The sequence below is a fragment of the Burkholderia sp. ZZQ-2 genome, assembly GCF_050768715.1.
Taxonomy (GTDB): Bacteria; Pseudomonadota; Gammaproteobacteria; order Burkholderiales; family Burkholderiaceae; genus Burkholderia; species Burkholderia cepacia.
Genome location: NZ_LDVA01000384.1, coordinates 1 through 26,610, shown reverse-complemented (window position 1 = coordinate 26,610; position 26,610 = coordinate 1). Strand labels below are relative to the sequence as shown.

The window sequence follows — 26,610 nt, the reverse complement described above, 5'->3', positions numbered from 1 at the left end:
AATACCGCCAATGCAGCCAATGCAGCCCAGCCCGCGACGCCGCCCGGCCAGCAGGATCCCGAGTCGATCCGCCGCGCGGCTCTCGCGTTCCTGCAGCAGCAGATCGCGGGCCTGCCCGGCAAGACCACCGCGACGGTCACGACCGCGTTTCCGCGCGGGCTCGCCGCGTGCACGACGCTCGAGCCGTTCATGCCGACCGGCGCGCGCCTGTGGGGCCGCACGACGGTCGGCGTGCGCTGCGCGGGCGAGCGGCCGTGGACCGTCTACCTGCAGGCGAAAGTGACCGTGCAGGCCACCTATTACGTCGCCGCGCGCCAGATCGCGCCCGGCGAGCCGCTCTCCGCGGCCGACCTGGTCGCCCGCGACGGCGACCTGACGGTGCTGCCGCTCGCGGTGATCACCGATCCGGCGCAGGCGATCGGCTCGACCGCGCTCGCGCGCATCTCGGCCGGGCTGCCGCTGCGGCAGGACCTGCTGAAGAGCGCGGCGTCGGTGTCGGCCGGCCAGACGGTGCGGGTCGTCGCGGCCGGGCCCGGTTTCACGATTTCGGCCGAGGGCAGCGCGCTGGCGAATGCCGCGCCCGGCCAGTCGGTCAGGGTGCGGATGGCGGCGGGCCAGATCGTCACGGCGATCGTCAAGGACGCCGGCACCGTGGAGATTCCGCTGTAGGAACGGATCCAGCGGCAAGAATGTAAAGAATTGTTTATTCGGAGCATTTCGGGCTCGCGATGCTAAAGTTCGGGCCGACCCGGCCGTTATCTGGGTCAAACCGAACAGGAAACCCATCGTGAAGATCGATTCCACTCCGAACCCGAGCCCCCTGGCGCCGACCGGCAACGGCGCGACCCGTGCGCCATCCGGCACGGCCTCGTCTTCGTCCGCGCAGGCGGCCGACGCAGGGTCGACCGGCGGCGACACGACCGTGAACCTGTCGGGTCTGTCCGGCCAGTTGCGTTCGGTATCCGCGTCCGGCAACGCCGATATCGACACGGGCCTCGTCCAGTCGATCAAGGACGCGCTGAACAACGGCACGTTGACGATCGATGCGAACAAGATCGCCGACGGCGTATTGAATACCGCCCGCGAGCTGCTGCAGCAGCAGCGCCCGGGCAACTGAAGCCGGCCTCGCGGCCGGTCCCCCGGTCCCCCGGTCTCCCGGTTTGCCGACGCGCCCAACCCGCGCCGGCGCGACGAGCATGACGCGATGAGAGAAGAGCTGCTGGCCACGGTCAACGACGAACACGCGACGGTCGAGGCGTTCGCGTCCCTGCTCGCCTACGAGGAAAAGGCGCTGACGATGGCCCAGCCGCTCGAGATGCTGCCCGGGATCGTCGAGAAGAAGAGCGAGCTGATCGACCGGCTCGCGCAGCTCGAACGCACGCGCGACACCCAGCTTTCCGCGCTCGGCTTTCCGGCCGGCAAGAAGGGAATGGACCAGGCCGCCGAGCGCGATGCGCGCCTCGCCGGCCGCTGGCAGCTGCTGCAACAGGCCGCCGAACGCGCGCGCCAGGCCAATGCGAACAACGGGATGCTGATCCGGATCCGGATGGACTACAACGAGCGCGCGCTCGCGGTACTGCGCTCGGCGCCCGCGCCGGCCGGCGTCTATGGCCCCGACGGGCGCGTATCGGCGCTCATGCGCTGAAGCACTGACTGACCAACTGACTGACCGGCAGCGGCGCCGCTGCCTTCCCTGCCGCACCTCGTAGCAGCTCGTAGTACCTCGCAGCAAGCACCTCGCCGCCATTCGCGGCCTCCCGCATTTCGACAGACCGGGCTCGAACCCGGCACTCACGGTCCCTTCCGATACACGGCTGCGCAACCGCGCCGCCGTCCCGTCACAACAATCAGAAGAGGGCCGCATGCCATATTTCCGCATTCCGTTTTCGTACCGCACCGCCGCCGTTTCCGCCGCCGCGGCGCTGGGCACCGCATTGACGCTTTCCGCCGCGCAGGCCGCCGGCGCCGCACCGCTGCCCGTGCCGACTGGCGACATGTCGCTGTCGCCGGCCGGCCCCGACATCGTGCCGCCGGCCGCGCCGGGTACGCCCGGCGCGACGCCGCGCGCGTCGCGCCGCGGGTCCGACACCTACACGTACCTGCGCTGCTGGTACCGGATCGACGCGGATCCGCTGAAGCCGGCCGCGACCTACGAATGGGCGCGCGACCCCGCCGGCGGCGACTGGTATCGCGTGTCCGGCTACTGGTGGGCGGACGGCATCACGCAGTGGAAGAACATGTTCTACAGCACGACGACGCAGGACACGCTCGCCGACGTGTGCCGCAAGACGCTGGCCGCGAAAGGTATCAGGTCCGACCTCGTGCAGGCGGTCGCGGCGAACAACGCGCTGTCGTTCAACTACACGGTGTGGACCGTCGACGCCGCGCAACAGGACGCACGCGTCAACAAGCTGATCGTGTTCGGCGACAGCCTGTCCGACACGCAGAACATGTTCAACGCGAGCCAGTGGAAGCTGCCGAACGGCACGAGCTGGCAGGCGGGACGCTTCAGCAACGGCCCGGTGTGGGCCGAATATCTCGCGAACGCGCTGCGGCTGCCGTTCTACAACTGGGCGATCGGCGGCGCGGCGACCGACCAGTACCTCGTCGTGCCGGGCCTCGTGCAGCAGATCGACTCGTGGCGCGAATACATGGATCGCGCGCCGGACTACCGGCCCGCCAACACGCTGTTCGCGGTGTTCGCGGGCGGCAACGACCTGGTGAACTACGGGCGCTCGCCCGAGCAGGCGGCGAATGCGGTGCGCGACAGCCTCGAGCGGCTCGCCGCGGCCGGCGCGACGCGGATCATGCTCGTCACGCTGCCGGACGTGTCGCGCGCACCGGTGTTCGCGACGCGCACCGACACGGCGAGCGTCGCCGCGCAGGTGAAGGATTACAACCAGCGCCTCGCCGACGCGGCCGCCGCGCTGCGCGCCCGTTACGGCGCGACGCTGCGGCTCGAGGTGTTCGACGCGTACGCGCTGTTCGACGACCTGCTGAGCCATCCTGCCCAATACGGCTTCGACGACGCGAAGCGCGCGTGCCTCGACATCCCGAAACCGTCGTCGCTCACCTACCTGAGCGCGCAGACGCCGCGTGCGGACTGCCGCGACCCGGCGCGCTTCGTGTTCTGGGACACGCTGCACCCGACGACACGCACGCACGCGTGGCTCGCCGAGCGGATCGCGCCGTTCGCGCGGGCGCGCCTGCTGAACTGACCGGCGCGGGCGGCGGTGCCTACAGCAGCGGACACGCGGTGACCTGCGTGCCGCGCTCGACGCACAGCCGCTCGTAGTCGCGCAGGTATGCGCGCTCGTCGTCGTCCAGCAGGTCGAGATCGATCAGGTCCCAGTCGTAGCCGACCGTCACGATGTTCTCGAACGTCACGGTATCCGGCTGCGCGTCGTCCTGGCGGATGATCACGATGTTCTCGATCCGCACGCCGCCCTTGCCCGGCAGGTAGATGCCCGGCTCGACCGAAATCACCGCATTCGGCACGAGCCCGTACTGCGCGCCCGGCGCGAACCGCACGCCGCCCTCGTGCACGTGAATCCCGACGCCGTGCCCGGTGCCGTGGCCGAAATCGTGGCCGTGATCGCGGCACACCTGCCGCACGAGCGCATCGACGTCGCCGCCCTTTGCCGTGCTCGGGAAGCGCGTGACGAGCCCCTTGATGCAGGCCTTCAGCGCGACCGTGTAGATCTCGCGCTGCCACGGCTGCGCGACCGTATCCGGGCGCGTCCGGCGCAGCACCACGCGCGTGCAGTCCGTCGCGAAGCCGGCTTCGTAATACGCGCCGCTGTCGAGCAGCACGAGTTCGCCTTCCGTCAGCTCGACGTCGGCGCTCGCCGCCGTGTAATGCGCGAACGCGCTGTTCGCGCCGTTCGCGGCGATCGACGGAAACGTCAGCGCAACCGCCGAACGCGCGGCGTATGCATCGTTGATCGCGCGCGCCAGGTCGTATTCGGTATGGCGCACGCCCGGCTCGCCCGTCTTCGCCCAGCGCATCGTCTCGGCGATCGCCGCGGAACTGCGCGCAAACGCGTCTCGGAACCGGTCGAGCACCGCCGGCGTCTTGCCGGCCCGCATCGCCTCGACCGGGTTGAAATCGGCATGCCGCGCCTGCGGCCATACCCGCTTCACCGCGTCGACGAGCGCGCAGTTCACCGATTCGAAGCCGTAGCACACGTGATCGACCGCGAACGGCGCGAGAAAGCGCTCGAGCGCCGCGACATCGCGCCGGATCACGTGCAGCGCCGGATACGACTCGAGCGTGACCTCGCAGCGGTCGCAGCCTTCCGGCAGGAACAACGCCACCTGCCCGCCCACCGCGAACAGGAAGCCGAGGTGCGACGACGCATTCGGGATGTGATAACCGCGGCTGTTCAGCAGATACGCGAGGTCGTCCGATGCGCAGGTGAAGAAGGCGGTCCTGCCGTCCGGCGCGCCGGTATGCGCGGCGAGCTTGCGGTTCAGCGCGTCGAGGTTCTGCGCGACGCTCAGGCCGGTCATCGCTTCCGGCACCTCGAAGATCGGCCGCTCGACGACCCAGCCCGGCAACGCGATCGCGAGATCGATCTCGCGATCGGCGAGACTCGTCCAGTCGAGCGACGCGGCCTGCGTCTGCTCGAACAGGCGATCGCGCTGCGCGACGCTGATCCGCCGCGCGTCGTAGCCGACCCGTGCGAGCCGGCTCCCGTGCGCCACCAGCCAGTTGGCCATCGCCTGCCAGATCGTCACGTTCATCCCGAGCTTCTCGATGCGCACGCGCGCCGGATCGCACTGCTGCTCGGCCTGCAGGTGATAACGACCGTCGACGAACAGCACGAACGGCGGCACGCCGAGCGCCTGCGCGGTCGCCGCGCTCAGGAAGATCCCGCAGCCGGCCGAACCGTCGAAGCCCGACAGCGCATAACGCGGATTGTTGCTGCGCGGCAGGTACTCGGTCACGTACTCGTCCTGCGACGTGACCAGTACCGCGTCGAGCCGCGCGGCGTCGAGCAGGCGCGACAGGCCCGCCTGCGTGTCGACGACGGACGCGTCGTACGGGGGAAGGCCGGAGAAGCTGTATTTCAGTCGATCGATCATCGGAAGCCCGTTATGCATTGTTGTCGGCGGCCGGCGGTGACGCGGCGGGGTACAGGCCCAAAGCAGGCTTGAAGCAGGCCTGACGCGGCCCGGCGCCGCTGCACGGTCGACGCTCGACCCGGCGCGGCACGGCGCCGGGCCGCCGTACCGTCCCGGCGGCAGGCCCTTAAAAAAATTTTCGTCTCACTTAACTTTTTTTGATGCGCGCGACAGAATCTAGAGCACGCTGAAATCGAGGTCAAGCTGAAATTTTCGTAGGGCTAAAATCGGCATGACGCTTGCGGATCCCTGCACAGCGGGCGTTCGTCCGGCGGCACCGCGCGGTACAATGCGCCGGCATCGCCGCCCCGGCGGCCGTGCTTCGTGCGGTGCGCGGAATTCCCTGTCCGGCGACTGCACCGCCCGTCCGCCCGCCTCCCGATTCGTTGCCGCGAAAGAGATTCATGGATTCAGACATCATGCGTATCGGCCAGCGCATTCGCCGCCTGCGCCGGGAAGCGAAGAAGACGCTGCTGGAAGTCGCGACCGAAGCGAAACTGTCGGTCGGGTTCCTGTCCCAGGTCGAGCGCCATCTCACGGGCATCTCGCTGTCGTCGCTCGTCAACGTCGCGAAGGCGCTCGACGTGCCGCTCGGCGCGCTGATCGACCAGCCGCGCCAGGTGCAGCCCGATTCGCACGAGGGCAGCCGCAAGGCGTACGCGCTCGACGCCACGTCGCAATGGTACGAACGCCTGTCCACCACGTTCGACGGCAGCCAGATCAACGCGCTCAAGGTGCGGATGATGGAAGGCTACCGCTCGGAATGGGTGGCGCACGGCGGCGACGAATTCGTGTACGTGCTGGCCGGCCGGATCTGCTTCACGATCGGCAGGAAGAACTACCCGCTGTCGCCCGGCGACTCGCTGCACTTCGACGCGCGCAAGCGGCATCGGGTCGCCAACATGGGCGACGGGCCGGCCGAGGTGATCGCGGTCGGCACGCTGCCGCTGTTCGACGACCGTCGCGCCGGGTTCGTGTCCGCGACGATGGACACCGCGAAACCGGCCCCCGTCGCGCGCGCCGCGGCGGGCGAACCGCGCACGGGCCGCCGCGGGCCGGCGCCCGAACGGGCGGATCGCGATCGTGCCGCCGGCACCGTGAAAAAGGACAAGAAGGCGGCAGCCAGACCGAGCGCGGCCGCCGGCAAACGCGTGGCGGCCGCCAAGCCGGCACGCAAGAAGAAGCCGTAACGGCTTCGCAGGCGCGCGACGCGCGCCCTTCCCGCCGCCGTTATTCGCCGATCTCGAGCGCCTGCGCGACGGCCTCGATCCGCGCGCGATGCACGGCTTCCCGGATCTTCTCCGTGTCGTTGCCGATGCCGCGCGCGATCGCGCCGGCATCGACGCTACGCGCGGCCGCGAGCGCGACGCGCAGCCGCTCGGCCTGCGGATACGGCTGCGTATCGAGCCCGAGCCGCCCGCGCGCATCCGATTCACACGCCTGCAGCATCTCGGCGAAACGCGCCGGCTTGCGCAGCGCGTCGCTGCGCTCGAACAGCCGCACCAGCGCGGCCGCGCCCATCTCCATCACGCGATGCAGGTTGCCGTGCTCGCGCGCGACCACGAGCGCGAGATCGCGGCATTCGTTCGGCACGCGCAGCCGTTCGCACAACGGCTTGAGCAGGTCGACGCTGCGCCCCTCGTGGCCGATATGGCGCGGCAGCACGTCGGCAGGCGTCGTCGCCTTGCCGAGATCGTGCGTGAGCGCCGCGAAGCGCACCGGCAGCGAATAACCCTGCTTCGCCGCATGGTCGACGACCATCATCACGTGCACGCCGGTGTCGACCTCCGGGTGGTAGTCGGCGCGCTGCGGCACGCCCCACAACGCATCGACTTCGGGCAGGATGCGCGCGAGCGCGCCGCACTCGCGCAGCACCGCGAACATCCGCGACGGTTTCACCTCCATGAGCCCGCGCGCGATTTCCTGCCAGACGCGTTCGGGCACGAGCGCATCGACCTCGCCCGCGTCGACCATCCGCCGCATCAGCGCGAGCGTTTCGTCCGCGACCGTGAAATCCGCGAACCGCGCGGCAAAGCGCGCGATGCGCAGGATCCGCACCGGATCCTCGACGAACGCATCGCTCACATGGCGGAACACGCGCGCGCGCAGGTCGGCCTGCCCGTCGAACGGGTCGATCACGGGCCCGACGAGCTCGCCCTCCGGGCTGACCTCGCGCGCCATCGCGTTGATCGTCAGGTCGCGCCGCGCGAGATCCTCGTCGAGCGTCACGTCCGGCGCGTAGTGGAACTGGAAGCCGTGATAACCGGCCGCCGTCTTGCGCTCGGTGCGCGCGAGCGCGTACTCCTCCTGCGTCCGCGGATGCAGGAAGACCGGGAAATCCTTGCCCACCGGCCGGAAACCCTGCGCGGCCATCTGCTCGGGGGTCGCGCCCACCACCACGTAGTCGCGGTCCTGCACGGGCACGCCGAGCAATTCGTCGCGGATCGCACCGCCTACAGCGTAGATGTTCATGGCTGCGGTTCGAATTCGGCGATCACGTTCGTTTCACGGCGCGCGGCGTCGATCCAGCGCTGGACGGCCGGCAGCGCCGTCACGCGGGCCGCATAACCGGCCGCGTCCGGCGACAGGCCCGGCGCGTACGTGTTGAAGCGCATCACGACGGGCGCGTACATCGCATCGGCAATCCCGAATTCGCCGAACAGGAACGGCCCGCCCGACGCCTCGAGGCACGCGCTCCACAACGCGTCGATGCGCGCGACGTCGGCGAGCGCATCGGGCGTCGCGCCGCGCCCCGGCATCGATGCACGCACGTTCATGCCCATCTGCGTGCGCAGCGCCGCGAAGCCCGCATGCATCTCGGCCGCGACGCAGCGCGCATGCGCGCGCTCGAGCGGATCGGCCGGCCACATCGGAAACTGCGGATAGCGTTCGGCGAGCGTCTCGGCGATCGCGAGCGAATCCCAGATCGCGACGCCGTGGTCGTCGATCAGGCACGGCACCTTGCCGGACGGCGAATACTCGAGGATGCGTGCGGCCGTGTCGTCGTGGCGCAGCTCGATCGCGATCTCGTCGAACGGGATGCCGAAATGCGCGAGCAGCAGCCACGGACGCATCGACCACGACGAGTAGTTCTTGTCTCCAATGACGAGTTTCATGACGGTGTTCCGGAAAACGAGAAGGTGAAAAGGACGAAGCCGAACGAAGGCACCCGGGCCGGCCTAGCGGCGCGAGCGGAACCAGTCGAACCGGGACCGCTGCGCGGCCTGGCCGAGATACGCGGGCGCGATGCTTTCGAGACTCGCGGGCGAGATCCCGAGCTCCGGCGCGAGCGGCCCCGACAGCACGTTCGGCACCGACATCGTCGCGAGATTGTCGCGCGTGAGCACGGGCTCGCCGGGCAGGCATTCGAACACGCTCGCCTGCAGCCGCGCGAGCGCGTCGGGCAGCCGCACGATGCGTGCCTGCCGGCCGACCAGCGTGCCGCAATAGCGCACCAGCTGCTCGAGCGTGTAGACGGTCGGGCCGCCGAGTTCGTAGGTCTTGCCGTGCGCGGCCGCGAGATCGAGCGTGTTGACGAACGCGCGCACGACATCGCCGACGAACACGGGCTGGAAGCGCGCGTCGGGCATCGCGAGCGGCAGCACGGGCATCGTGCGCTGCAGGTTCGCGAACGTGTTGAGGAACGCATCGCCGGGGCCGAACACGACCGACGGGCGGAAGATCGTCAGCGCGAGCGAATCGGTCGCCGCGATCGCATGCAGCGCGGCCTCGCCGTCGCCCTTCGAGCGCTGGTACATGCTCGCGCCATGCGAATCGGCGCCGAGTGCGCTCATGTGCAGCACGCGCTGCACGCCCACCTCGGTGCAGGCGGTCGCGAGCGCGGCCGGCAGCGTGACGTGCGCGCGCTCGAAGCCGGGCCCGTACGGCGTACCGCGGCCGCCGTGCAGCACGCCGACGAGGTTGATCGCCGCGTGCGCACCGGCGACGAAGCGCGCGAGCGTGCGCGTGTCGAGCGCTTCGAGCTCGACGATTTCGACCGGCAGCATCTGCAGGTGGCGCGCGTGGTCGCGCCGGCGCGTGCCGATCCGTACCTGCTTGCCGGCGTCGATCAGCGCATTGACGAGCCGGCTGCCGATGAAGCCGGTGCCGCCCAGCAGCGCGACGGTCTGGCGATCCATGGTCGGGACCTCTAAGGGGCTGTTCACGCTAATAACGGGCTTGCGCTGGCCCCCAGAAGGGCCGAGCGCAAGGATTGCGACGAAACGAAACGATTACTCGACGTATTCGCGAGGAGCATGACGCGGCGATCGGCCCTTCCGGGGGTCAGCCCCGCGCATGATTTTTTCCAAACAGGGGAACGTGCCTTGCCGGCCGCATTGCGGCCGGCAAGGCACGTTCGCAAGCCCGTTATTAGCGTGAACAGCCCCTTGAACACTGCCGCGTCTCGCGCGGCAGTGTGAAGAGTGCGGATCAGGGCGAGATCATGCCCAGACGCCTCTTCAACGACTGTGGTTTGCCCTCGAAGAGCGCCGCGTAATAAACGGTGTTCGACAGCACGTTCTTCACGTAGTCGCGCGTCTCGTTGAACGGAATCGTTTCTGCGAAGATCGCGCCTTCGACCGGCTGCGTCAACACCTGACGCCACTGGCGCGGCCGGCCCGGGCCTGCGTTGTAGCCGGCCGTGGCGAGCACCGGCGAGCTGTCGAAGTTGTTGTAGATGTCCGCCAGATACCAGGTGCCGAGCTGGATGTTGGTATCGATGTCGTGCATCTGCGTGCGCGAGATCGTGCCGAGGCCGAGCTTCTTCGCGACCATCTGCGCGGTGGCCGGCATCAGCTGCATCAGGCCGCCCGCGCCCACCGACGAACGCGCGCTCGTGATGAAGCGCGACTCCTGGCGGATCAGCCCGTACGCCCATTCGGTGTCGAGGCCCGTCGACTGCGCGTAGCGCTCGACGATGTTGCGGTACGGCGACGGGTAGCGCAGCGTGAAATCGTGCTCGGCTTTCGTGCGGTCGGCCGTGTTGACCGTGCGGTCGAGCAGGTCGACACGCTTGCCGTACTCGGCGGCCGCGAGCAGCTGGCGATCGGTCATCCCGCGCAGCGGCCAGTTCCATTCGCGGTTGCCCTCGAGGCGCAGGTTCAGCGCGTAGAAACGCTGCGCGAGCGCGAAGCCCGGAATCTTGCTCATCGCGTCGATCTCGGCGTCGCTCACCTTCGTGCGCGGCGGGATCGTCGTGCGCTGGCCGAGCTCTTCGCCGGCGAGCTGCCCGTAGAAGTTGTACTGCCCGGCGACCTGCTCGAATTCCTGGTTCGCCTGCAGCGTGTCGCCGCTCTGCTTGAGCGCGCGCGCATGCCAGTAGATCCAGGCCGGATCGTCGCGCAGCGACGGCGGCATCTGCTCGATCGACCAGCGCACCATCGGCCAGTTGCCGGCGAGCAGCGCGGCGCGCGTGCGCCATTCGTAGCCCGGGTTCGACAGCGGCGCATTCGCGGATTTCGCGTACCAGACCGACGCGAGCGGCGAGCGCTTGATCGCGCCCTGGTAGCCGATCGCGCCCCACGCGATCGCCTGCTCCTGTTTGGTCAGCGAAGGCGCGACCGTCGTGAGCATGCCGGCGGCCGCGTCCGGATCGTTGCGCGCCATGCGGCCGAGCGCGATCAGCGCGAGCTGGTGCGACGTCGCGTCGGGGCCGACGCCGCGCGCGAGGTACAGCGGCGGCGCGCTCGTCGCCTGGTCGAAGCCGACCGGACGCGCGCCGAGCGCGTCGACGATCTTGCCGCCGAGCGTCGTGTAGTTCTGCTCGTACGCGAGGCGCGCCTGCTGCCACACGTCGTCGCTCGTGAACTGCTGGTTGACCGTGAGCGCGGTGATCAGGTCGACGCATGCGTCGCCGTAATTCTTCGGCTCGACGAGCAGCGCGCGTGCCGCATCGGCGACGTTCTCGCCGCGCGCCGCGCGCGATTCGAGCGCATAACACTTGACCTGCGTGTCGTCGTCGAGCACGAAGCGCTTGTATTGATCGTCGAAGTTGCGCCAGTCGTGGCGCGCGCCGAGCACGAGCAGGTAGTCGTTGCGCAGGCGGTCGGCGATCGCCTGGCCATCGTAGCGCTGCAGGAACGACTGCACGGGCGCGTCCGGCGCATCCACGCGCGCGCGGCCCGTCGAATCGAACAGCTGCGGCTTGATCTGGAAATACTCGACGTAGGACGGTACCGGATAGTTCGGAATCATCGACGCGAGCTGCGCGGCTTTCGCGGCGTCGTTGCGGCGCGCTGCTTCACGAAGCTGCACGAAGGTCTGGTCGTCCCCGGAGACCGTATCGTCGTTCGGTGCGGCGCACGCGGCCGTGCCCGCGACGAGCGCGGTGGCCGAAAGCGTCAGCGCGACCGCGCGATATACTCGGAAAAGGCTGTTCGACATCGTTTTGAATGGAGCACGAAGTGAGCGAAAGCATAGCACGCAACCCTGTGCCGAACCCGAAGGTTGCGCTACGCAAAACGCTGTCCGGCGCGCGTCGCGACGCCGCGTCGCAACCCGCCGCGAACGCCGCGCTCGACGCGCGGCTGCGCACGCTGCTCGAGCGGCTCGCGCCGCGCACGGTCGGGTTCTACTGGCCGCTGCCGGGCGAATTCGACGCGCGCGATGCGGTGCTCGCCTGGTGCGCGGCCGGTGCCGGCCGGCGCGCCGCGCTGCCCGTGATCGGCGAGCGGCACACGCCGCTCGAGTTCCATGCATGGGACACGCATACGCCGATGCGTGAAGGCCATCACCGGATTCCGGAACCGGCGTCGGGAATCGTCGTCGTGCCCGACCTGTTGCTGATTCCCTGTGTGGGATTCGATCCGCAGCGCTACCGGCTCGGCTACGGCGGCGGCTATTACGACCGCACGCTCGCCGCGTGGCCGGGCAGCCAGCCGCCCGTGACGGTCGGCATCGCCTATGAAGCGTGCCGCGTCGACGCACTGCCGGCCGAAGCGCACGATCTCGCGCTGCGCTGGATCGTGACCGACGGCGCGCTCTACCCGGCCGCCGGATGATGCGGCGGGCGGCGCGGCGTCCGTCGTCGCACGCCCGTCAGCGCATTGCCGCGCGCCACCGCCGGCGCAACCCCGGCCCGACCCCGGTCCAACCGCTTACAGCGACGCCGCCGCGCGCGCGGCCGTGTCGTACAGCCCCGATGCGTTGCGCAGCAACTGCGCCGCGTCGCCGATCTGCTCGTTGGTGAGCCCGCTGTCCTTCAGCGTCTCGATCAGGCAGTGCTCGCGCACCTCGCGGTACTTCAGGCACAGGTCGCGGCCTGCGTCGGTCGCGAAGAAGAACACTTCCTTGCCGTTCTTCTCGCTCTTCACATAGCCGCGGGCGATCAGTTTTTTCAGCGCATAGGTCGCGACGTGCGTATCCTCGATATTGAGCACGAAGCAGATGTCGGCGAGCTTCTTCTTGCGTTCACGGTGGCTGACGTGATGCAGCAGCGACACCTCGACCGCCGTCATGTCCTTCGCGCCGGCCGCCGACATGCAGCGCACCATCCACCGGTTGAACGCGTTGCCTGCCATGATGAGCCCGTATTCGAGCTCCGACAGCTCCGCGCTCGAATCGGAAACGAGGTGTTCGGATGACACGATCTTGGTCGCAGGACGCTTCATGTAAAGACGGAGCAAGCCGGATGACAGGGTGTGCCGAGTGTACGCCAGAAGCCCGTACATCCGGGCTAGGCGAAAACGCTTATTGGGAAGTTGTCGATATTTTATTGACAATGTGCGCTAACATTGCCGTCCGAACCGTGCCAGTCCGATGACGCAACCCCGCATTTATCCGCTCGGCGATGCCGCCCTCGTCTGCGAGGTGCCGCCGCCCGCCACGCTCGATTGCCAGCGCCGCGTCTGGGCCGTTGCCGAGGTCGCGCGCGCGTGGCCCGACGTGGTCGACGTCGTGCCCGGCATGAACAACCTGACGATCGTGTTCGACGCGCTCGCCACGACGGCCGAATCGCTCACGCCGGCGCTGCGCGACGCGTGGGAGACGGCCGACGTCGAGCATGCGGACGGTCGCGAGGTCGAAATCCCGGTCGAGTACGGCGGCGCCGCCGGCCCCGACCTGGCGGCCGTCGCCGCCCATACCGGCCTGTCGGCCGACGAGGTCGTCGCGCGCCACGCAGCCGGCGCCTACGTCGTATTCTTCGTCGGCTTCCAGCCGGGCTTCGCGTATCTCGGCGGGCTCGATGCCGCGCTGCACACGCCGCGCCGCGCGGCGCCGCGCCTCGAAGTACCGGCCGGCTCGGTCGGCATCGGCGGCGCGCAGACAGGCATCTACCCGGCCACGTCTCCCGGCGGCTGGCAACTGATCGGCCGCACGTCGCACGTGCTGTTCGATCCGGCGCGGCCGCAGCCGACGCTGCTGCTGCCCGGCGACCGCGTGCGCTTCACCATTGCGGGAGTCGACGCGCGATGACCCAGAGCAACGCACCGGGCACCATCGAGGTGGTGCGGGCCGGCCCGCTGTCCACCGTGCAGGATCTCGGCCGCCGCGGCACGCGCCATCTCGGCGTCGCGCAGGGCGGCGCGCTCGACAGCCTCGCGCTCGAGGTCGGCAACCGGCTGGTCGGCAACCGTCCCGACGCGGCGGCCGTCGAAATCACGATCGGACCGGCCGCCTTCCGCTTCACGCGCGCGACCCGCATCGCGATCACCGGCACCGAGTTCGGCGCCACGCTCGAAGGCCGGCGCGTATATTCGTGGTGGAGCCTGCCGGTCGAGGCCGGGCAGACGCTCGTGCTGCCGGCCGCGAAACGCGGGATGCGCGGCTACCTGTGCATCGCCGGCGGCATCGACGTGCTGCCGATGCTCGGCTCGCGCAGCACCGATCTCGCGTCGCGCTTCGGCGGCCTCGGCGGCCGCGCGCTGCGCGACGGCGATCGCCTCCCGGTCGGCGTGCTTCCGGCCGGAATGGGCTGCCTCGCGGCCGATGCGCCCGAATTCGGGGTAAAGGCGCCGGCGTGGTGCGCGTTCGCGCGCGTCGACGAGCCGCCGCGCCGCCACCGCCCCGCGCATGCGCCGTGGGCGATGCCCGTGCGCGTGCTGCCGGGCCCCGACTACGCGTCGTTCGCCGCCGATGCGCAGCAGGCGTTCTGGGACGAGGAATGGCTCGTCACGGCGAACAGCAACCGCATGGGCTATCGGCTTGCGGGCGTCGAACTCGTGCGCGAGCGGCCGGCCGAGCTGCTGTCGCATGCGGTGCTGCCCGGCACGATCCAGGTGCCGCCGAACGGCCAGCCGATCGTGCTGATGCACGACGCGCAGACCACCGGCGGCTACCCGAAGATCGGCACGGTGATCCGTGCGGACCTGTGGAAACTCGCGCAGGCGCGGCTCAACCTGCCGGTCCGCTTCGTGCGCACGACACCCGACGCCGCGCGCGCCGCCCTGGCCGCAGAACGTGCCTATCTGCGGCAGATCGACGTGGCGATCGACATGCGCGAGGAAGCGCGCCGCCGCGCCCAGTCGCGCGCGGCATGACAATGGCGGTAGCAGTACCGAAGGCAGTAGCAGCAAGGACGGGCCACGCAATCAGTGGACGAGGAACACCATGGAAATCGATCTGAATGCCGATCTCGGCGAAGGCTGCGGTTCGGACGAGGCACTGCTCGACCTCGTCACGTCCGCGAACATCGCATGCGGGTGGCATGCGGGCGGCGCGAACGCGATGCGCGACTGCGTGCGCTGGGCCGTGCAGAAAGGCGTGGCGATCGGCGCGCATCCGAGCTTTCACGATCCGGAGAATTTCGGCCGCAAGGAAATGCAGCTGCCGGCCGGCGACATCTACGCGGGCGTGCTGTACCAGCTCGGCGCGCTGTCGGCGATCGCGCAGGCCGAGGGCGGGCGCATCGCGCACGTGAAACCGCACGGCGCGCTGTACAACCAGGCCGCACGCGACCCGATGATCGCCGATGCTGTGGTGTCCGCGATCCGCGATTTCGATCCGTCGCTCGCGGTCTTCGGGCTCGCGAACAGCGTGTTCGTCGCGGCCGCGCGGCACGCGGGGCTCGCCGCGGTGGAGGAAGTGTTCGCCGATCGCGGCTACCGCGCGGACGGCTCGCTCGTGCCGCGCAACCAGCCCGGCGCGCTGATCGACGACGAAGACACGATGATCGCGCGTACGCTGGACATGGTGCGCAGCCGTCAGGTGCGCGCGATCGGCGGCGAGTGGGTGATGCTCAATGCGCAGACCGTCTGCCTGCACGGCGACGGGCCGCATGCGCTGGTATTCGCGAAACGGATTCGTGCCGCGCTCGAGGCGGTGGGTGTCGACGTCGTCGCGCCCGGCATGCTGCAGGCCGACGAACGCACGTGACCCGGCCGGCTGCCTGATCCGTCGCACAAAAGAAAAAAGCGCCCTCGTGGCGCTTTTCCGTTGGCGCAATCGCTGCGGCTTCGCCGTCTGTCGATTCGCCCCCCGAAACCGTCTTTCGACGGTGACCGGAAAAATCTTCCGGATTAAAAAACGTCCGCCGCCGCCCGATCACTGCATTCCCCGGTCAGACGACGGAACGTTGCTTTATCTGCAAGTCGGCCTGCATGCATGTTTTGTACGACGATGATTGGCCCCGCCGTGCATGCAGACACTCCGCGGCCGGCACGTGCTTCACGTGCCGGCAACGCTAACCCCGCGCTTATTTCTGCTACCCCGTAGAACTTATCTATTCTTTTCATTTTTTCAACTTGTGGGGTGAAGAATAGATATTGGCAGAACGGGATGTCAATCGTTTTAAACGCTATTTTCCGACGATTCAAGGGTTTTCCTTATCGATTGCCGCCCACGCGCACGCGTTTCGCCGCGGGTGCGCGAGGCCAATCAAACAGGGGAAGATCGGTGCGGGCCGTCGGGCGCGATCAGTTCGCGTCGACCCGGTATCCTTGCTGGCGCAACAATTCGAGCACGCCGCGCGGGCCGCCCAGATGCAGCGCGCCGATCGCGACGAACAGCGGCCGGTTCGGTGCGGCGATTGCCGTCATCCGTGCAACGAAGCGGCGGTTGCGCTCGTACACGATCTTGTTGTCGATCGACGCCGACAACACCTTCGAACGCGCGAGCCGTTCGCTCTTCGCGACGGCCCACGCCGAGATCGCATCGGCGTCGCCAATTCGCCACAGTCGGTGCAGCGCCTTGATGTCGTCGGCGTTCTGTGCGGGCGTCTGCACCATGTCCTGCGCGAGCATCTCGCGCTGCTCGGCGAGCGTCAGCCCGGTGAACGCGCGCATCTGTTCGGCGAGCGTCTCGAGCCCGATCACGCGGCCGCCCTTCTTCTTCAGGAACACGTTCTGCAACTGCGCCTCGGTGCCGTACTCGGTCTGCAGGCCGGCCGACAGCGAATCGTAGGTCTCGACGACGAGCGCCGCGAGCCACGGCCGCATCTTGCGGATCTCGGCGAGCGCGGCCGGGTTGCCGCGCAGGCGCGCCGCGAGCCGCTGCCACAGCGGATCCGGCAGCAGGCGCTGCAGGCACGGGTAGCGGCATACGCCGTACTTCGACACGTCGTCCTGGGATTCGAGCAGGTCGTCGGGCGACAGCTCGAGCGCGAGCGTCGGCGACGCGGCGAGCGCCGCGAGGATGCGCGGCCGGAACGGCTGCGCGCTCGGGTAATCGGACGGATCGCCCGTGTGCAGCGTGCCGAGCACGTAGAGCGTGACACGCCCCTTGGTCGCGACGTAGAACGGCATGCGCGCGGGCTGCACGCGCACCGCGCCGCTCGCGACCGTGCCGTTCGACACGGCGGGTGCGTGAAAACCCGGCAGGCTCATGCCGGGCGGCGGGACTTGCGACGGATGGATCGGTGAGGTGGCCGGCGCGCGCCCTTCGGCGCGCGCGGATTCGACGGGAACCACGAGGCTGGCCGCCACGCACGCGCCGGCCAGCGCGGCGCCCGTGACGGTACGCACGCCCCAGCGCCGCGCGTAGCGGTACGCGCGCATCACGCGCGCGCCGCCTGCCCCCGCACGGCGCACGCCGGACGCGCGCGCCGCCAACGCTTCAGGCATTCGCCTCCCCTACCTCCTCGGCCCGATGGCAGGCCACGCGCCGGCCGTCGACCTCGCGCAGCTGCGGCTCCTCCGCACGGCAGCGCTCGACCGCATACGGGCAGCGCTGGTGGAACGCGCAGCCCGACGGCGGATTGAGCGGCGACGGCAGTTCGCCCTGCAGCTTGATCTGCACGCGGCGGTCTTCCTCGAAGATCGCCGGCGTCGCCGACATCAGCGCGCGCGTGTACGGATGGCGCGGCCGCGCGTAGATCGTCGCCTTGTCGCCGAGCTCGGCGACGCTGCCGAAGTACATCACCATCACGTCGTCCGCGACGTGCTCGACCACCGACAGGTTGTGCGAGATGAACACGTAGCTCGTCTTGAACTGCTCCTGCAGATCCATGAACAGGTTCAGGATCTGCGCCTGGATCGACACGTCGAGCGCGGACACCGGCTCGTCGGCGACGACGATGCGCGGATCGAGGATCATCGCGCGCGCGATCGCGACACGCTGGCGCTGGCCGCCCGAGAACATGTGCGGATAGCGCTTCGCGTGTTCGGGCCGCAGGCCGACCGTGCGCATGATCTGCGCGATGCGCTGCGCGCGCTCGGCGGCCGTCAGGTTCGCGTTGATCTCGAGCGGCTCGGAGAGCGTCTGCTCGACGGTCTTGCGCGGGTTCAGCGACGCGAACGGGTTCTGGAACACCATCTGCACGCGGCGGCGCAGGTCGGCGACCGTCTCGCGGTTCGCGCCGGCGACGTCCTTGCCGTCGATCGTCAGATGGCCCGCGGTGGGCGTCTCGATCATCGTGAGCTGGCGCGCGAGCGTGGATTTTCCGCAGCCCGATTCGCCGACGACGGCGAGCGTCTTGCCGCGCTTCAGCGAGAACGACACGCCGTTCAGCGCCTTCACCGTACCCTGCCCGAACATCCCGCGTTTCACCGAATAGTGTTTCGCGAGGCCGTCGGCCACCAGCACGGCTTCCTCGTCGTGCGGCGTGGCACGCGTCTGATTGACTGCATTCATCGTGCACCTCCCGTCAGGTCGAGGTTGGAAACATTGAGCGGCTTGATGCAGCGCGCACGCATCGCATCGTTGGCCGGCACCAGCGTATCGAGCGCCGGCCGCGCCTTGCGGCAATCGTCGACGACGTACTTGCAGCGCGGCGCGAACAGGCACCCGGACGGGCGATCATCGCGGCCCGGCACCATGCCCGGCAATGCGGCAAGGCGACGCGCCCCCTTATTGTGCTCGGGAATCGCGGCAAGCAGCGCTTCGGTGTACGGATGATGCGGCGCGCGGAAGATGTCGGGCACGCGATTGGTCTCGATGACCTCGCCCGCATACATCACCGCGACACGCTGCGCGACTTCCGACACCACGGCCAGGTCGTGCGAGATCAGCACGAGCGCCATCCCGCGCTCCTTCTGCAGCTTCACGAGCAGGTCCATGATCTGCGCCTGGATCGTCACGTCGAGCGCGGTGGTCGGCTCGTCGGCGATCAGCAGCTTCGGGTTGCACGCGACGGCCATCGCGATCATCACGCGCTGGTTCATCCCGCCCGACATCTGGTGCGGGAACGACGCGATGCGGTTCTTCGCATCGGGAATGCCGACCTGGTCGAGCAGTTCGAGCGCGCGCCGGTGCAGCGCGTCGCCGCGCAGCCCTTCGTGCAGCTTCAGCACTTCCTTGATCTGGTAACCGACGGTGTAGCTCGGGTTCAGGCTCGTCAGCGCATCCTGGAACACCATTGCGATGTCCTTGCCGACGATCTTGCGGCGCGCTTTCGGCGATGCCTTCAGCAGGTCGACGCCGTTGAACGTGACTTCGTCGGCCGTCACCTTGCCCGGCGCGTCGATCAGGCCCATCAGCGCCATCATCGTCACGCTCTTGCCCGAGCCCGATTCGCCGACGACGCCCACCACCTCGCCCGGCGCGATCGACAGGTTGATCCGGTCGACGGCGGGCAGGCCGTTGAAGTTCACCGCGAGATTGCGGATGGTCAGTAGGTTCTCGCTCATGTCATGCCATCCGCTTTAGTTTGGGATCGAGCGCGTCGCGCAGCCCGTCGCCGAGCAGGTTGATCGCGAGCACCGAAATCAGGATCGACAGGCCGGGCATCGTCACGATCCACCATGCGTTGTCGATGTAGTCGCGCGCGGACGCGAGCATCGCGCCCCACTCGGCGGTCGGCGGCTGCACGCCGAGGCCGAGGAAGCCGAGCGCGGCCGCGTCGAGGATCGCCGACGAGAAGCCGAGCGTCGCCTGCACGATCAGCGGCGCCGTGCAGTTCGGCAGCACCTGCGAGAACATCAGGCGCAGCGTGCCGGCGCCGGCCACGCGCGACGCCGTCACGTACTCCTTCTGCAGCTCGCCGAGCGCCGACGCACGCGTGAGACGCACATAGGCCGGCAGCGCGACGATCGCGATCGCGAACATCGTGTTGGTGAGGCCCGGGCCGATGATCGCGACGACCGCGACCGCGAGCAGCAGCGACGGCAGCGCGAGCAGCACGTCCATGATGCGCATCACGGGCGTGTCGGCCCACTTCTGGAAGAACGCGGCGACGAGCCCGAGCACGATGCCGGGGATCAGCGCGAGCACGACCGACACGAAGCCGATCCAGAACGACATCCGTGCGCCGAACATCAGGCGCGACAGGATGTCGCGGCCTGCTTCGTCGGTGCCGAGGATGAATTGCCAGTTGCCGCCCGCGAGCCACGCGGGCGGAATCTTCACATAGTCGCGGTATTGCTCGACCGGGCTGTGCGGCGCGAGCACCGGTGCGAGCAGCGCGACCAGGATCAGCACGATCACGACGATCCCGGCGCCGACGGCGCCGCGGTTGCGCGAGAAGTTGGCCCAGAACTCGCGCAGCGCGAGCGCACGGCCGCCGGCCGGCGCGGATTCGCTCGGCAAGGTGTTTTGCAGATTGCTCATGGAATTACCTCGTGTGGCGGATGCGCGGATTCAGCACGCCGTACAGCAGGTCGACGACCAGGTTCACGACGATCACGAGCGTCGCGATCAGCAGGATGCCGCCCTGGACGACCGGATAGTCGCGACGGCCGATCGCATCGATCAGCCACTTGCCGACACCGGGCCACGAAAAGAGCGTCTCGGTCAGCACGGCGCCCGCGAGCAGCGTGCCGATCTGCAGGCCGATCACGGTGACGACCGGGATCAGCGCATTGCGCAGCGCATGCACGACGACCACGCGCGCGGGCGACAGCCCCTTCGCGCGTGCGGTGCGAATGTAGTCCTCGCGCAGCACTTCGAGCATCGACGAGCGCGTCATCCGTGCGATCACCGCGAGCGGGATCGTGCCGAGCACGATCGCGGGCAGGATCAGGTGGCTGACCGCCGACTTGAACGAGCCTTCGTCCGGCGCGAGCAGCGCGTCGATCAGCATGAAGCCCGTCGGATGGGGGAAGTCGTATTCGACGGCGATGCGCCCCGACACGGGCGTCCAGCCGAGGTATGACGAAAACACCATGATGAGGATCAGCCCCCACCAGAAGATCGGCATCGAGTAGCCGGTGAGCGCGGTGCCCATCACGCCGTGATCGACGACCGAGCCGCGCCGCAGCGCGGCGATCACGCCGGCCGGCAGGCCGACCGCGAGCGCGAACACGAGCGCGCACAGCGACAGTTCGACGGTCGCCGGGAAGCGCGCGAAGAACTCGCCCGCGACGCTCGTGTTGGTGATGATCGACGTGCCGAGGTCGCCATGCAGCGCCCGGCCGATGTAGTGGAGGTACTGCATGGGCAGCGGCTGGTCGAGCCCGAGGCGTTTCATCGCCTCCGCATGCATCGCGGGATCGACGCCGCGCTCGCCCATCATCACTTCGATGGGGTCGCCCGGTATCAGGTGAATCAGCGCAAACGCCAGGATGGTGATGCCGATGAAGGTCGGGATCACCATCCCCACGCGGCGCAACACGAATGTGAACATGATGCGTCTCGTATTTTCTTGTGGGAAATGTGCGACCGGCGACGGGAAGCTTTTGGCCTCCCGCCGCCGGATGAATTAGCCGGTCTTCGCGACAGCTTACGACAGGCGTATTACTTCACGCCAACACCGTCGAAACGGGCGTAGCCGAGCGGCTCGATACGCATGTCGACCACGTTCTTGCGCACCGGCTGGTAGACCGTCGAGTTCGCGATCGGCGAGAACGGCAGCTGTTGCGCGAAGATCTGCTGGGCCTGCGTGTAGAGCTTCGTCCGCGCGTCCTGGCCCGTCGTCGTGCGGCCCTTCTGGACCAGCTCGTCGAACGGCTTGTAGCACCAGTGCGAGAAGTTGTTGCCCTTGATCGCTTCGCAGCCGAGCAGCGTGCCGAGCCAGTTGTCCGGGTCGCCGTTGTCGCCCGTCCAGCCGATCAGCATCGTGTCCTGCTCGCCCGAGTGCGCGCGCTTGATGTACTCGCCCCACTCGTACGTGACGATCTTCGCCTTCACGCCGATCTTCGCCCAGTCGGCCTGGATCATCTCGGCCATCAGGCGGGCGTTCGGGTTGTACGCGCGCTGCACGGGCATCGCCCACAGCGTGATCTCGAAGCCGTTCGCATAGCCGGCCTTCGCCAGCAGCGCCTTCGCCTTCGCGGTGTCGTACGCGGCCATCTTCAGGTTCTTGTCGTACGACCATTGGGTCGGCGGCATCGGCGCGGAAGCCGCTTGACCGGCACCCTGGTAGACGGATTCGAGGATCGCCTTCTTGTTGATCGCCATGTCGAGCGCCTGACGCACCTCGAGCTTGTCGACCGGCTTGTGCTCGACGTTGTACGCGAGGTAACCGAGGTTGAAGCCTGCCTGCGACGGCATGTCGACACCCGAATCGGCCTTCAGCGTCGCGATGTCGGCCGGACGCGGATAGCTCATCACCTGGCATTCGTTGCGCTTGATCTTCTGCACGCGCACGCCCGGGTCGGGCGTGATCGAGAAGATCAGCTTCGAGATCTTCACTTCGCCCTTCTTCCAGTAATCAGGATTGCCGTCGAACCGGATCGTCGCATCCTTCGTGTAGCTGCGGAAGATGAACGGGCCCGTGCCGACCGGCTTCTGGTTGATGTCGGCGGCCTTGCCGGCCTTCATCAGCTGGTCGCCGTATTCGGCCGACAGGATCGACGCGAATTCCATCGCCATGTTCTGGATGAACGGCGCATTCGGCTCGGCCAGCGTGAACTTCACGGTGTACGGATCGACCTTCTCGACCTTCGTGATCAGCTTGTCGAGGCCCATGTCGGTGAAGTACGGGAACGACACCGGGTACGCCTTGCGGAACGCCTGGTTCGGGTCGAGCATGCGCTGGAACGTGAACAGCACGTCGTCCGCGTTGAATTCACGCGTCGGCTTGAAGAAGTCGGTCGTGTGGAACTTCACGCCGTGGCGCAGGTGGAACGTGTACACCTTGCCGTCGGGCGATACGTCCCATTTCTCGGCGAGGCCCGGCTCGACCTTCGTGCCGCCGCGCTCGAATTCGACGAGGCGGTTGTAGACGGTGAACGTGGCGGCGGTGAAATCGACGCCGGTCGTAAATTGCGCGGAATCGAAACCCGCCGGGCTGCCTTCTGAGCAGTAGACGAGCGTTTTGTTCGGAATCTGTGCGAATGCAGAACCCGCGACGCCGAGCGATGCCGCTGCCACGCCTGCAATGGCGGTAACACGCAGGGTGTGCAACAGACGGTTGTATTCCATGTTTCCTCCAGGTCTCCAGGTCGGAACCGGCCCGCCAGGGGCCGGCGTACGCGGATATTACTTGAGCTAACGATGTGGCAACAAGCTGGAGAAAAAACTCTTCTACATGACCGCGCGGGTTTGTGCCGATGTTTAGTGTGGGTAAAAAATGCGAAAACGCGCGCGAGCGACAATTTCGTTCATCTCGCGCAAGTTTCGTTCGGCAACTAAACAATTCGGGCGCGAACACGAAGGCTCGATACGCCGTTTCCGCGTGTTCCGCAGCACATCATTGCGTTTTGCGAAACGATCCGATGACCGTCTTCAAATCGTCATGTCGTCATGCGGGTGCGTCGAGATCGGCGCTGCGCGCGGGCACGAACGCGACCGCGACGATCGACAGCGCGATCCCCGCCATCACGTAGTAAGTCGGCGCGAGCGGCGTGCCCGTGACCTTGATCAGCCACGTGACGATGAACTGCCCGAAGCCGCCGAACAGCATCACCGCGACGTTGTACGCGATCGACAGCCCGGTCGAGCGCACGTTGGCCGGGAACAGCTCGGCGATCATCGCGCCGAACGGCCCGTAGTAGCCCGCGAGCGTGATCGACAGCACGACCTGCACCGCGATCAGCCGCGCGATGCTCGGCGCCGCGTCGAGCCACGCGAACAGCGGATACATCAGCGCGAGCGTCAGCACCAGCGACCACAGCGACAGCCCTTTGCGGCCGATGCGGTCCGACCACGCGCCCGCGACCGGCGACAGCACCATCAGCAGCAGGTTGCCGGCGATCACCGCGTAGAACGATTCCGCGTAGGGCAGCTTCAGCTGCTTCACCGCGAAGGTCGGCAGATAGCTGATCAGCACGTAGATCGTCACCGTCAGCGCGATCACCGAGCCGAGCCCGCACAGCACCTCGCGCGGGTGGCGCGTGAACACTTCGCCGAGCGTCGCGCGGCGCGCGTTCTGCTGCGCATGCAGGAACGCTTCGGAATCGGCGAGATGGCGGCGGATGTAGAAGCCGATCGGGCCGATCACGAGCCCGAGGATGAACGGCACGCGCCAGCCCCAGCTGCGCAGTGCATCGTGCGACAGCCCGCGCGTGACGGCCGCGCCGACGAGTGCGCCGATCAGCAGCGCGGCCGCCTGGCTCGCCATCTGCCAGCTGCCGTAGAAGCCGCGTTTCGAGAACGGCGCGGCCTCGATCAGCAGCGCCGTCGCGCTGCCGAATTCGCCGCCCGCGGAGAAGCCCTGCAGCAGGCGGCCCAGCACGATCAGGATCGGGCCGCCGATGCCGATCGCCGCATAGGGCGGCGCGACCGCGAGCAGGAAGATGCCGCCCGTCATCAACAGGATCACGAGGGACAGCGCGGCCTTGCGGCCGGCGCGATCCGCGTACAGCCCGAACACGATGCCGCCGATCGGGCGCATGAAGAACGCGACGCCGAACGTCGCCGTCGTCAGCAGCAGCGACGAATATTCGCTGGAGGTCGGGAAGAACAGCTCGGCGATCACGACCGTCATGAAGCCGAACACCGTGAAGTCGTACCACTCGAGCGCGTTGCCGATCACGGCGGCGAACACCGCGCGGCGATTCAGCGCACGCTCGGGCCGGATCGTTTTCGTTGAATTCGCAATCGTCGCCATGCGTGCCTCGTCCTCGTCAGTACGCCGTGTCGGGCGGCGCGGCGCGCGGGGTGCCCGCGGCGCGCTGGTTTGCAGCGAGTGTAGAAAGCGACGGAACCGTTTTCAAGCAATAAAAAACGCCCGCCATCGTTCGACGGCGGGCGTTTTGCGGTTTTCGCCACAATGCGGCATCGCACGATGCCGCACGGGCCTCAACCCATCTTCGAGAAGGCGCTGCACCAGCCCTTCGCCGACACCTGCTTGCCGGGGAAGGCGCCGCACGGGCCCGAGGCCGAGCCCTTCTTGCCCTGGTACAGCATGCAGGCCGCGCAATCCTGGCCCGCTGCGTATTTCGGGTACTTCGTCTTGTCGACCTTCGTGGCATCGGCCTTGTAGCCGAGCGCCACGGCGGTCGGATCGGTTTCTGACAGCATCGGCGCATCGGCCAGCGCTTCGCGCGACAGCGCCAGCGCGGACACGGCACCAATGCTCGTAATCAGGAAACTCCGACGGGATGTTTTCATGGGGGACTCGCTCCAACGTTATCGGTTTGAAAGCTGTTCCAGGGTCTGTCTACCGATGGAACACGCATGCGAAGGCCCGAAATCGCTCGCAGGGCAAGGAGGGAGGAGCGCCGTTTGGCCGAGCCAAACAAGCGACGACCGACGCCGCCATGCGGGCGATTTCGGGCCTTCCCGTGGAAACGATACCGATTAGGGGTTGCCCCGAGAAGGGCCGCTCGCCGCGTTGCACTCCTTGCGAATACGTCCAGTATTCGCGGCGTCGCGCGCCTCGCGAGCGGCCCTTCTCGGGGCAACGCATGCGTGTTCCATCGGTAGACAGACCCTGTACAGCCGTTCGACAGAATAACGCTCAAGCGAATAAATGTGCGTGCCGAAATTCCAGAGATAAGGAATTTCACAAGGCTGCCATGTGCCCGCAACCTGGCCGACACGCACACGCGACATGCCCGCTACACGCCCGCCACATCAGCGGTAAGCGGCCATGTCGCCCACGCGCTGCGCGAGCGCGAGCGACGCGGTGAGCCCCGGCGACTCGATGCCGAACAGGTTCACGAGCCCGCGCACGCCATGCTGCGCGGCGCCCTGCACGATGAAATCGGCCGGCGGCTCGCCCGGCCCCGCGAGCTTCGGCCGGATGCCCGCGTACGCCGGCTGCAGCGCATCGTCGGGCAAGCCCGGCCAGAACGCGCGGATCGACGCGTAAAACGCGGTCGCACGCGCCGGATCGACTTCGTAGCGCAGCGAATCGCACCACTCGACATCCGGGCCGAAGCGCGCCTGCCCGCCGAGATCGAACGTCAGGTGCACGCCGAGCCCCGCGCGATCGGGCATCGGGTAGATCAGGTGCGAGAACGGCGCGCGGCCCGACAGGCTGAAGTAATTGCCGCGCGCGAGATAGAGCGGCGGCACCCAGCGCGGGTCGAGGCCGCGCGTGCGGCGCGCCAGCGCCTGCGCGCCGAGGCCCGCGCTGTTGATCACGCACGCGGCCTCGATCTCGGCGGGCGCGTCGCCGCCCGTGCGCACGACGAAGCGCCCGCCGCGCAGCACGTCGATCGATTCGACCGGGGATTTCAGCGCGCATACGGCGCCGCCGCGCTCGGCGTCGCCGAGCAGCGCGAGCATCAGCTGGTGGCTGTCGACGATGCCGGTGGACGGCGAGAACAGCGCCTCGACGCATTCGAGCGCGGGCTCGAGCGTCTGCGCCTCGGCACGCGTGAGCGGCATCAGGTCGAGCACGCCGTTTTCGGCCGCGCGCGCGGCGATCGCCTTCAACTGCTTCACCTGCGCGGCGCTCGTGGCGACGAGCAGCTTGCCGGTGCGCCGGTGCGGCACGTGATGCGTCTCGCAGAATTCGTACAGCAGGTCGCGCCCGTGCACGCACGACGTCGCCTTCAGCGACCCGCGCGGATAGTAGAGCCCCGCATGGATCACTTCGCTGTTGCGCGAGCTCGTACCCGTGCCGATCGCATCGGCGGCCTCGAGCACGAGCGTTTCACGCCCGCGCGCGGCCAGTTCGCGCGCAATCGCAAGACCGACGACGCCGGCGCCGATCACGACACAATCCATCTGCTCCATGACGTTTCGCGCCGTTAGCGCGTCGAGGGGAGAGAAGAGAATTGTACGTCCCGGTTCTCCCGCTTGCCGAAGGTCGCGCACCGCGTCGCGACGACACGGTGC

The 26,610-nt window shown here is 68.1% G+C and carries 25 protein-coding genes; 9 read left to right on the top strand and 16 right to left on the bottom strand.

What is annotated here, in order from left to right:
* The 4 genes from flgA to ABY44_RS38965 all read left to right on the top strand — a co-directional run.
* The coding region (gene flgA / locus ABY44_RS38980) for a flagellar basal body P-ring formation chaperone FlgA (RefSeq protein ID WP_431643582.1) at positions 1-669 on the top strand (669 nt) is incomplete at its 5' end.
* A gap of 118 nt (positions 670-787) precedes the next feature.
* Positions 788-1,117, top strand: a complete 330-nt coding sequence (gene flgM, locus ABY44_RS38975) for a flagellar biosynthesis anti-sigma factor FlgM (RefSeq protein ID WP_027788917.1) — start codon at positions 788-790, stop codon at positions 1,115-1,117.
* A gap of 87 nt (positions 1,118-1,204) precedes the next feature.
* Positions 1,205-1,645 carry a flagella synthesis protein FlgN gene (locus ABY44_RS38970; RefSeq protein ID WP_021163144.1) on the top strand — a complete coding sequence of 147 codons (441 nt, stop codon included), beginning with the start codon at positions 1,205-1,207 and terminating at the stop codon, positions 1,643-1,645.
* A 217-nt stretch (positions 1,646-1,862) separates the two neighbouring features.
* Positions 1,863-3,218: an SGNH/GDSL hydrolase family protein gene (locus ABY44_RS38965; protein ID WP_060174235.1), complete on the top strand. Its 1,356-nt coding sequence runs from the start codon at positions 1,863-1,865 to the stop codon at positions 3,216-3,218.
* Positions 3,219-3,237: 19 nt separating this feature from the next.
* On the opposite strand, the gene ABY44_RS38960 is transcribed toward ABY44_RS38965, so the two are convergent.
* Positions 3,238-5,088 (bottom strand): M24 family metallopeptidase, encoded by a 1,851-nt coding sequence (locus ABY44_RS38960; RefSeq protein WP_060174236.1) that lies wholly within the window; start codon positions 5,086-5,088, stop codon positions 3,238-3,240.
* Between the two features lie 443 nt (positions 5,089-5,531).
* Here ABY44_RS38960 and ABY44_RS38955 point away from each other — a divergent pair, with 443 nt between their 5' ends.
* Positions 5,532-6,317 carry a helix-turn-helix domain-containing protein gene (locus ABY44_RS38955; RefSeq protein ID WP_060174237.1) on the top strand — a complete coding sequence of 262 codons (786 nt, stop codon included), beginning with the start codon at positions 5,532-5,534 and terminating at the stop codon, positions 6,315-6,317.
* 40 nt (positions 6,318-6,357) lie between these two features.
* On the opposite strand, the gene ABY44_RS38950 is transcribed toward ABY44_RS38955, so the two are convergent.
* From ABY44_RS38950 to ABY44_RS38935, 4 genes are all read right to left on the bottom strand, one after another.
* A complete protein-coding gene (locus ABY44_RS38950; protein WP_027788913.1) occupies positions 6,358-7,599 on the bottom strand; it encodes a multifunctional CCA addition/repair protein in 1,242 nt (413 codons plus the stop codon).
* A complete protein-coding gene (locus ABY44_RS38945) occupies positions 7,596-8,243 on the bottom strand; it encodes a glutathione S-transferase family protein (RefSeq protein ID WP_027788912.1) in 648 nt (215 codons plus the stop codon). The genes ABY44_RS38950 and ABY44_RS38945 overlap by 4 nt, the downstream gene beginning before the upstream one ends.
* A 63-nt stretch (positions 8,244-8,306) precedes the next feature.
* Positions 8,307-9,266, bottom strand: a complete 960-nt coding sequence (locus tag ABY44_RS38940) for a complex I NDUFA9 subunit family protein (RefSeq protein ID WP_027788911.1) — start codon at positions 9,264-9,266, stop codon at positions 8,307-8,309.
* A gap of 292 nt (positions 9,267-9,558) precedes the next feature.
* Complete coding sequence (locus ABY44_RS38935) at positions 9,559-11,511, bottom strand: lytic transglycosylase domain-containing protein (RefSeq protein ID WP_060174238.1); 1,953 nt, start codon at positions 11,509-11,511, stop codon at positions 9,559-9,561.
* An 8-nt stretch (positions 11,512-11,519) separates the two neighbouring features.
* On the opposite strand from ABY44_RS38935, the gene ABY44_RS38930 reads away from it, so the two are divergent.
* A complete protein-coding gene (locus tag ABY44_RS38930; RefSeq protein ID WP_049096978.1) occupies positions 11,520-12,128 on the top strand; it encodes a 5-formyltetrahydrofolate cyclo-ligase in 609 nt (202 codons plus the stop codon).
* A gap of 96 nt (positions 12,129-12,224) precedes the next feature.
* On the opposite strand, the gene ABY44_RS38925 is transcribed toward ABY44_RS38930, so the two are convergent.
* On the bottom strand, positions 12,225-12,737 hold the full coding sequence (locus tag ABY44_RS38925; protein ID WP_027788908.1) for a winged helix DNA-binding protein: 513 nt from the start codon (positions 12,735-12,737) through the stop codon (positions 12,225-12,227).
* Between the two features lie 148 nt (positions 12,738-12,885).
* On the opposite strand from ABY44_RS38925, the gene pxpB reads away from it, so the two are divergent.
* The 3 genes from pxpB to pxpA all read left to right on the top strand — a co-directional run bounded on the left by pxpB (position 12,886) and on the right by pxpA (position 15,441).
* Positions 12,886-13,542 (top strand): 5-oxoprolinase subunit PxpB, encoded by a 657-nt coding sequence (gene pxpB, locus ABY44_RS38920; RefSeq protein WP_059700422.1) that lies wholly within the window; start codon positions 12,886-12,888, stop codon positions 13,540-13,542.
* Positions 13,539-14,606, top strand: coding sequence for a biotin-dependent carboxyltransferase family protein (locus ABY44_RS38915; protein WP_431643581.1), 1,068 nt, complete (start codon positions 13,539-13,541; stop codon positions 14,604-14,606). The genes pxpB and ABY44_RS38915 overlap by 4 nt, the downstream gene beginning before the upstream one ends.
* 70 nt (positions 14,607-14,676) lie before the next feature.
* Positions 14,677-15,441: a 5-oxoprolinase subunit PxpA gene (gene pxpA / locus ABY44_RS38910; RefSeq protein ID WP_027788905.1), complete on the top strand. Its 765-nt coding sequence runs from the start codon at positions 14,677-14,679 to the stop codon at positions 15,439-15,441.
* 143 nt (positions 15,442-15,584) lie between these two features.
* On the opposite strand, the gene ABY44_RS38905 is transcribed toward pxpA, so the two are convergent.
* The 10 genes from ABY44_RS38905 to ABY44_RS38860 form a co-directional block, all read right to left on the bottom strand.
* Positions 15,585-15,881 (bottom strand): hypothetical protein, encoded by a 297-nt coding sequence (locus tag ABY44_RS38905; RefSeq protein WP_124534604.1) that lies wholly within the window; start codon positions 15,879-15,881, stop codon positions 15,585-15,587.
* A gap of 99 nt (positions 15,882-15,980) precedes the next feature.
* Complete coding sequence (locus ABY44_RS38900; RefSeq protein WP_049096980.1) at positions 15,981-17,126, bottom strand: TraB/GumN family protein; 1,146 nt, start codon at positions 17,124-17,126, stop codon at positions 15,981-15,983.
* On the bottom strand, positions 17,119-18,135 hold the full coding sequence (locus ABY44_RS38895) for a peptide ABC transporter ATP-binding protein (RefSeq protein WP_021163770.1): 1,017 nt from the start codon (positions 18,133-18,135) through the stop codon (positions 17,119-17,121). The genes ABY44_RS38900 and ABY44_RS38895 overlap by 8 nt, the downstream gene beginning before the upstream one ends.
* Positions 18,132-19,130, bottom strand: coding sequence for an ABC transporter ATP-binding protein (locus tag ABY44_RS38890; RefSeq protein WP_021163769.1), 999 nt, complete (start codon positions 19,128-19,130; stop codon positions 18,132-18,134). Before ABY44_RS38890 ends, ABY44_RS38895 begins: the two co-directional genes overlap by 4 nt.
* A gap of 1 nt (position 19,131) precedes the next feature.
* Entirely contained in the window at positions 19,132-20,049 is a 918-nt protein-coding gene (locus ABY44_RS38885) for an ABC transporter permease subunit (RefSeq protein WP_027788903.1), read from the bottom strand.
* A 4-nt stretch (positions 20,050-20,053) separates the two neighbouring features.
* Positions 20,054-21,064 (bottom strand): ABC transporter permease subunit, encoded by a 1,011-nt coding sequence (locus tag ABY44_RS38880; protein ID WP_011353491.1) that lies wholly within the window; start codon positions 21,062-21,064, stop codon positions 20,054-20,056.
* A gap of 110 nt (positions 21,065-21,174) precedes the next feature.
* Entirely contained in the window at positions 21,175-22,803 is a 1,629-nt protein-coding gene (locus tag ABY44_RS38875) for an ABC transporter substrate-binding protein (protein WP_059700427.1), read from the bottom strand.
* Positions 22,804-23,122: 319 nt separating this feature from the next.
* Entirely contained in the window at positions 23,123-24,430 is a 1,308-nt protein-coding gene (locus ABY44_RS38870) for an MFS transporter (protein WP_021163766.1), read from the bottom strand.
* 191 nt (positions 24,431-24,621) lie between these two features.
* On the bottom strand, positions 24,622-24,933 hold the full coding sequence (locus ABY44_RS38865; RefSeq protein ID WP_021163765.1) for a high-potential iron-sulfur protein: 312 nt from the start codon (positions 24,931-24,933) through the stop codon (positions 24,622-24,624).
* Between the two features lie 465 nt (positions 24,934-25,398).
* Complete coding sequence (locus ABY44_RS38860) at positions 25,399-26,508, bottom strand: NAD(P)/FAD-dependent oxidoreductase (RefSeq protein WP_060174239.1); 1,110 nt, start codon at positions 26,506-26,508, stop codon at positions 25,399-25,401.
* Positions 26,509-26,610 lie beyond the last annotated feature (102 nt).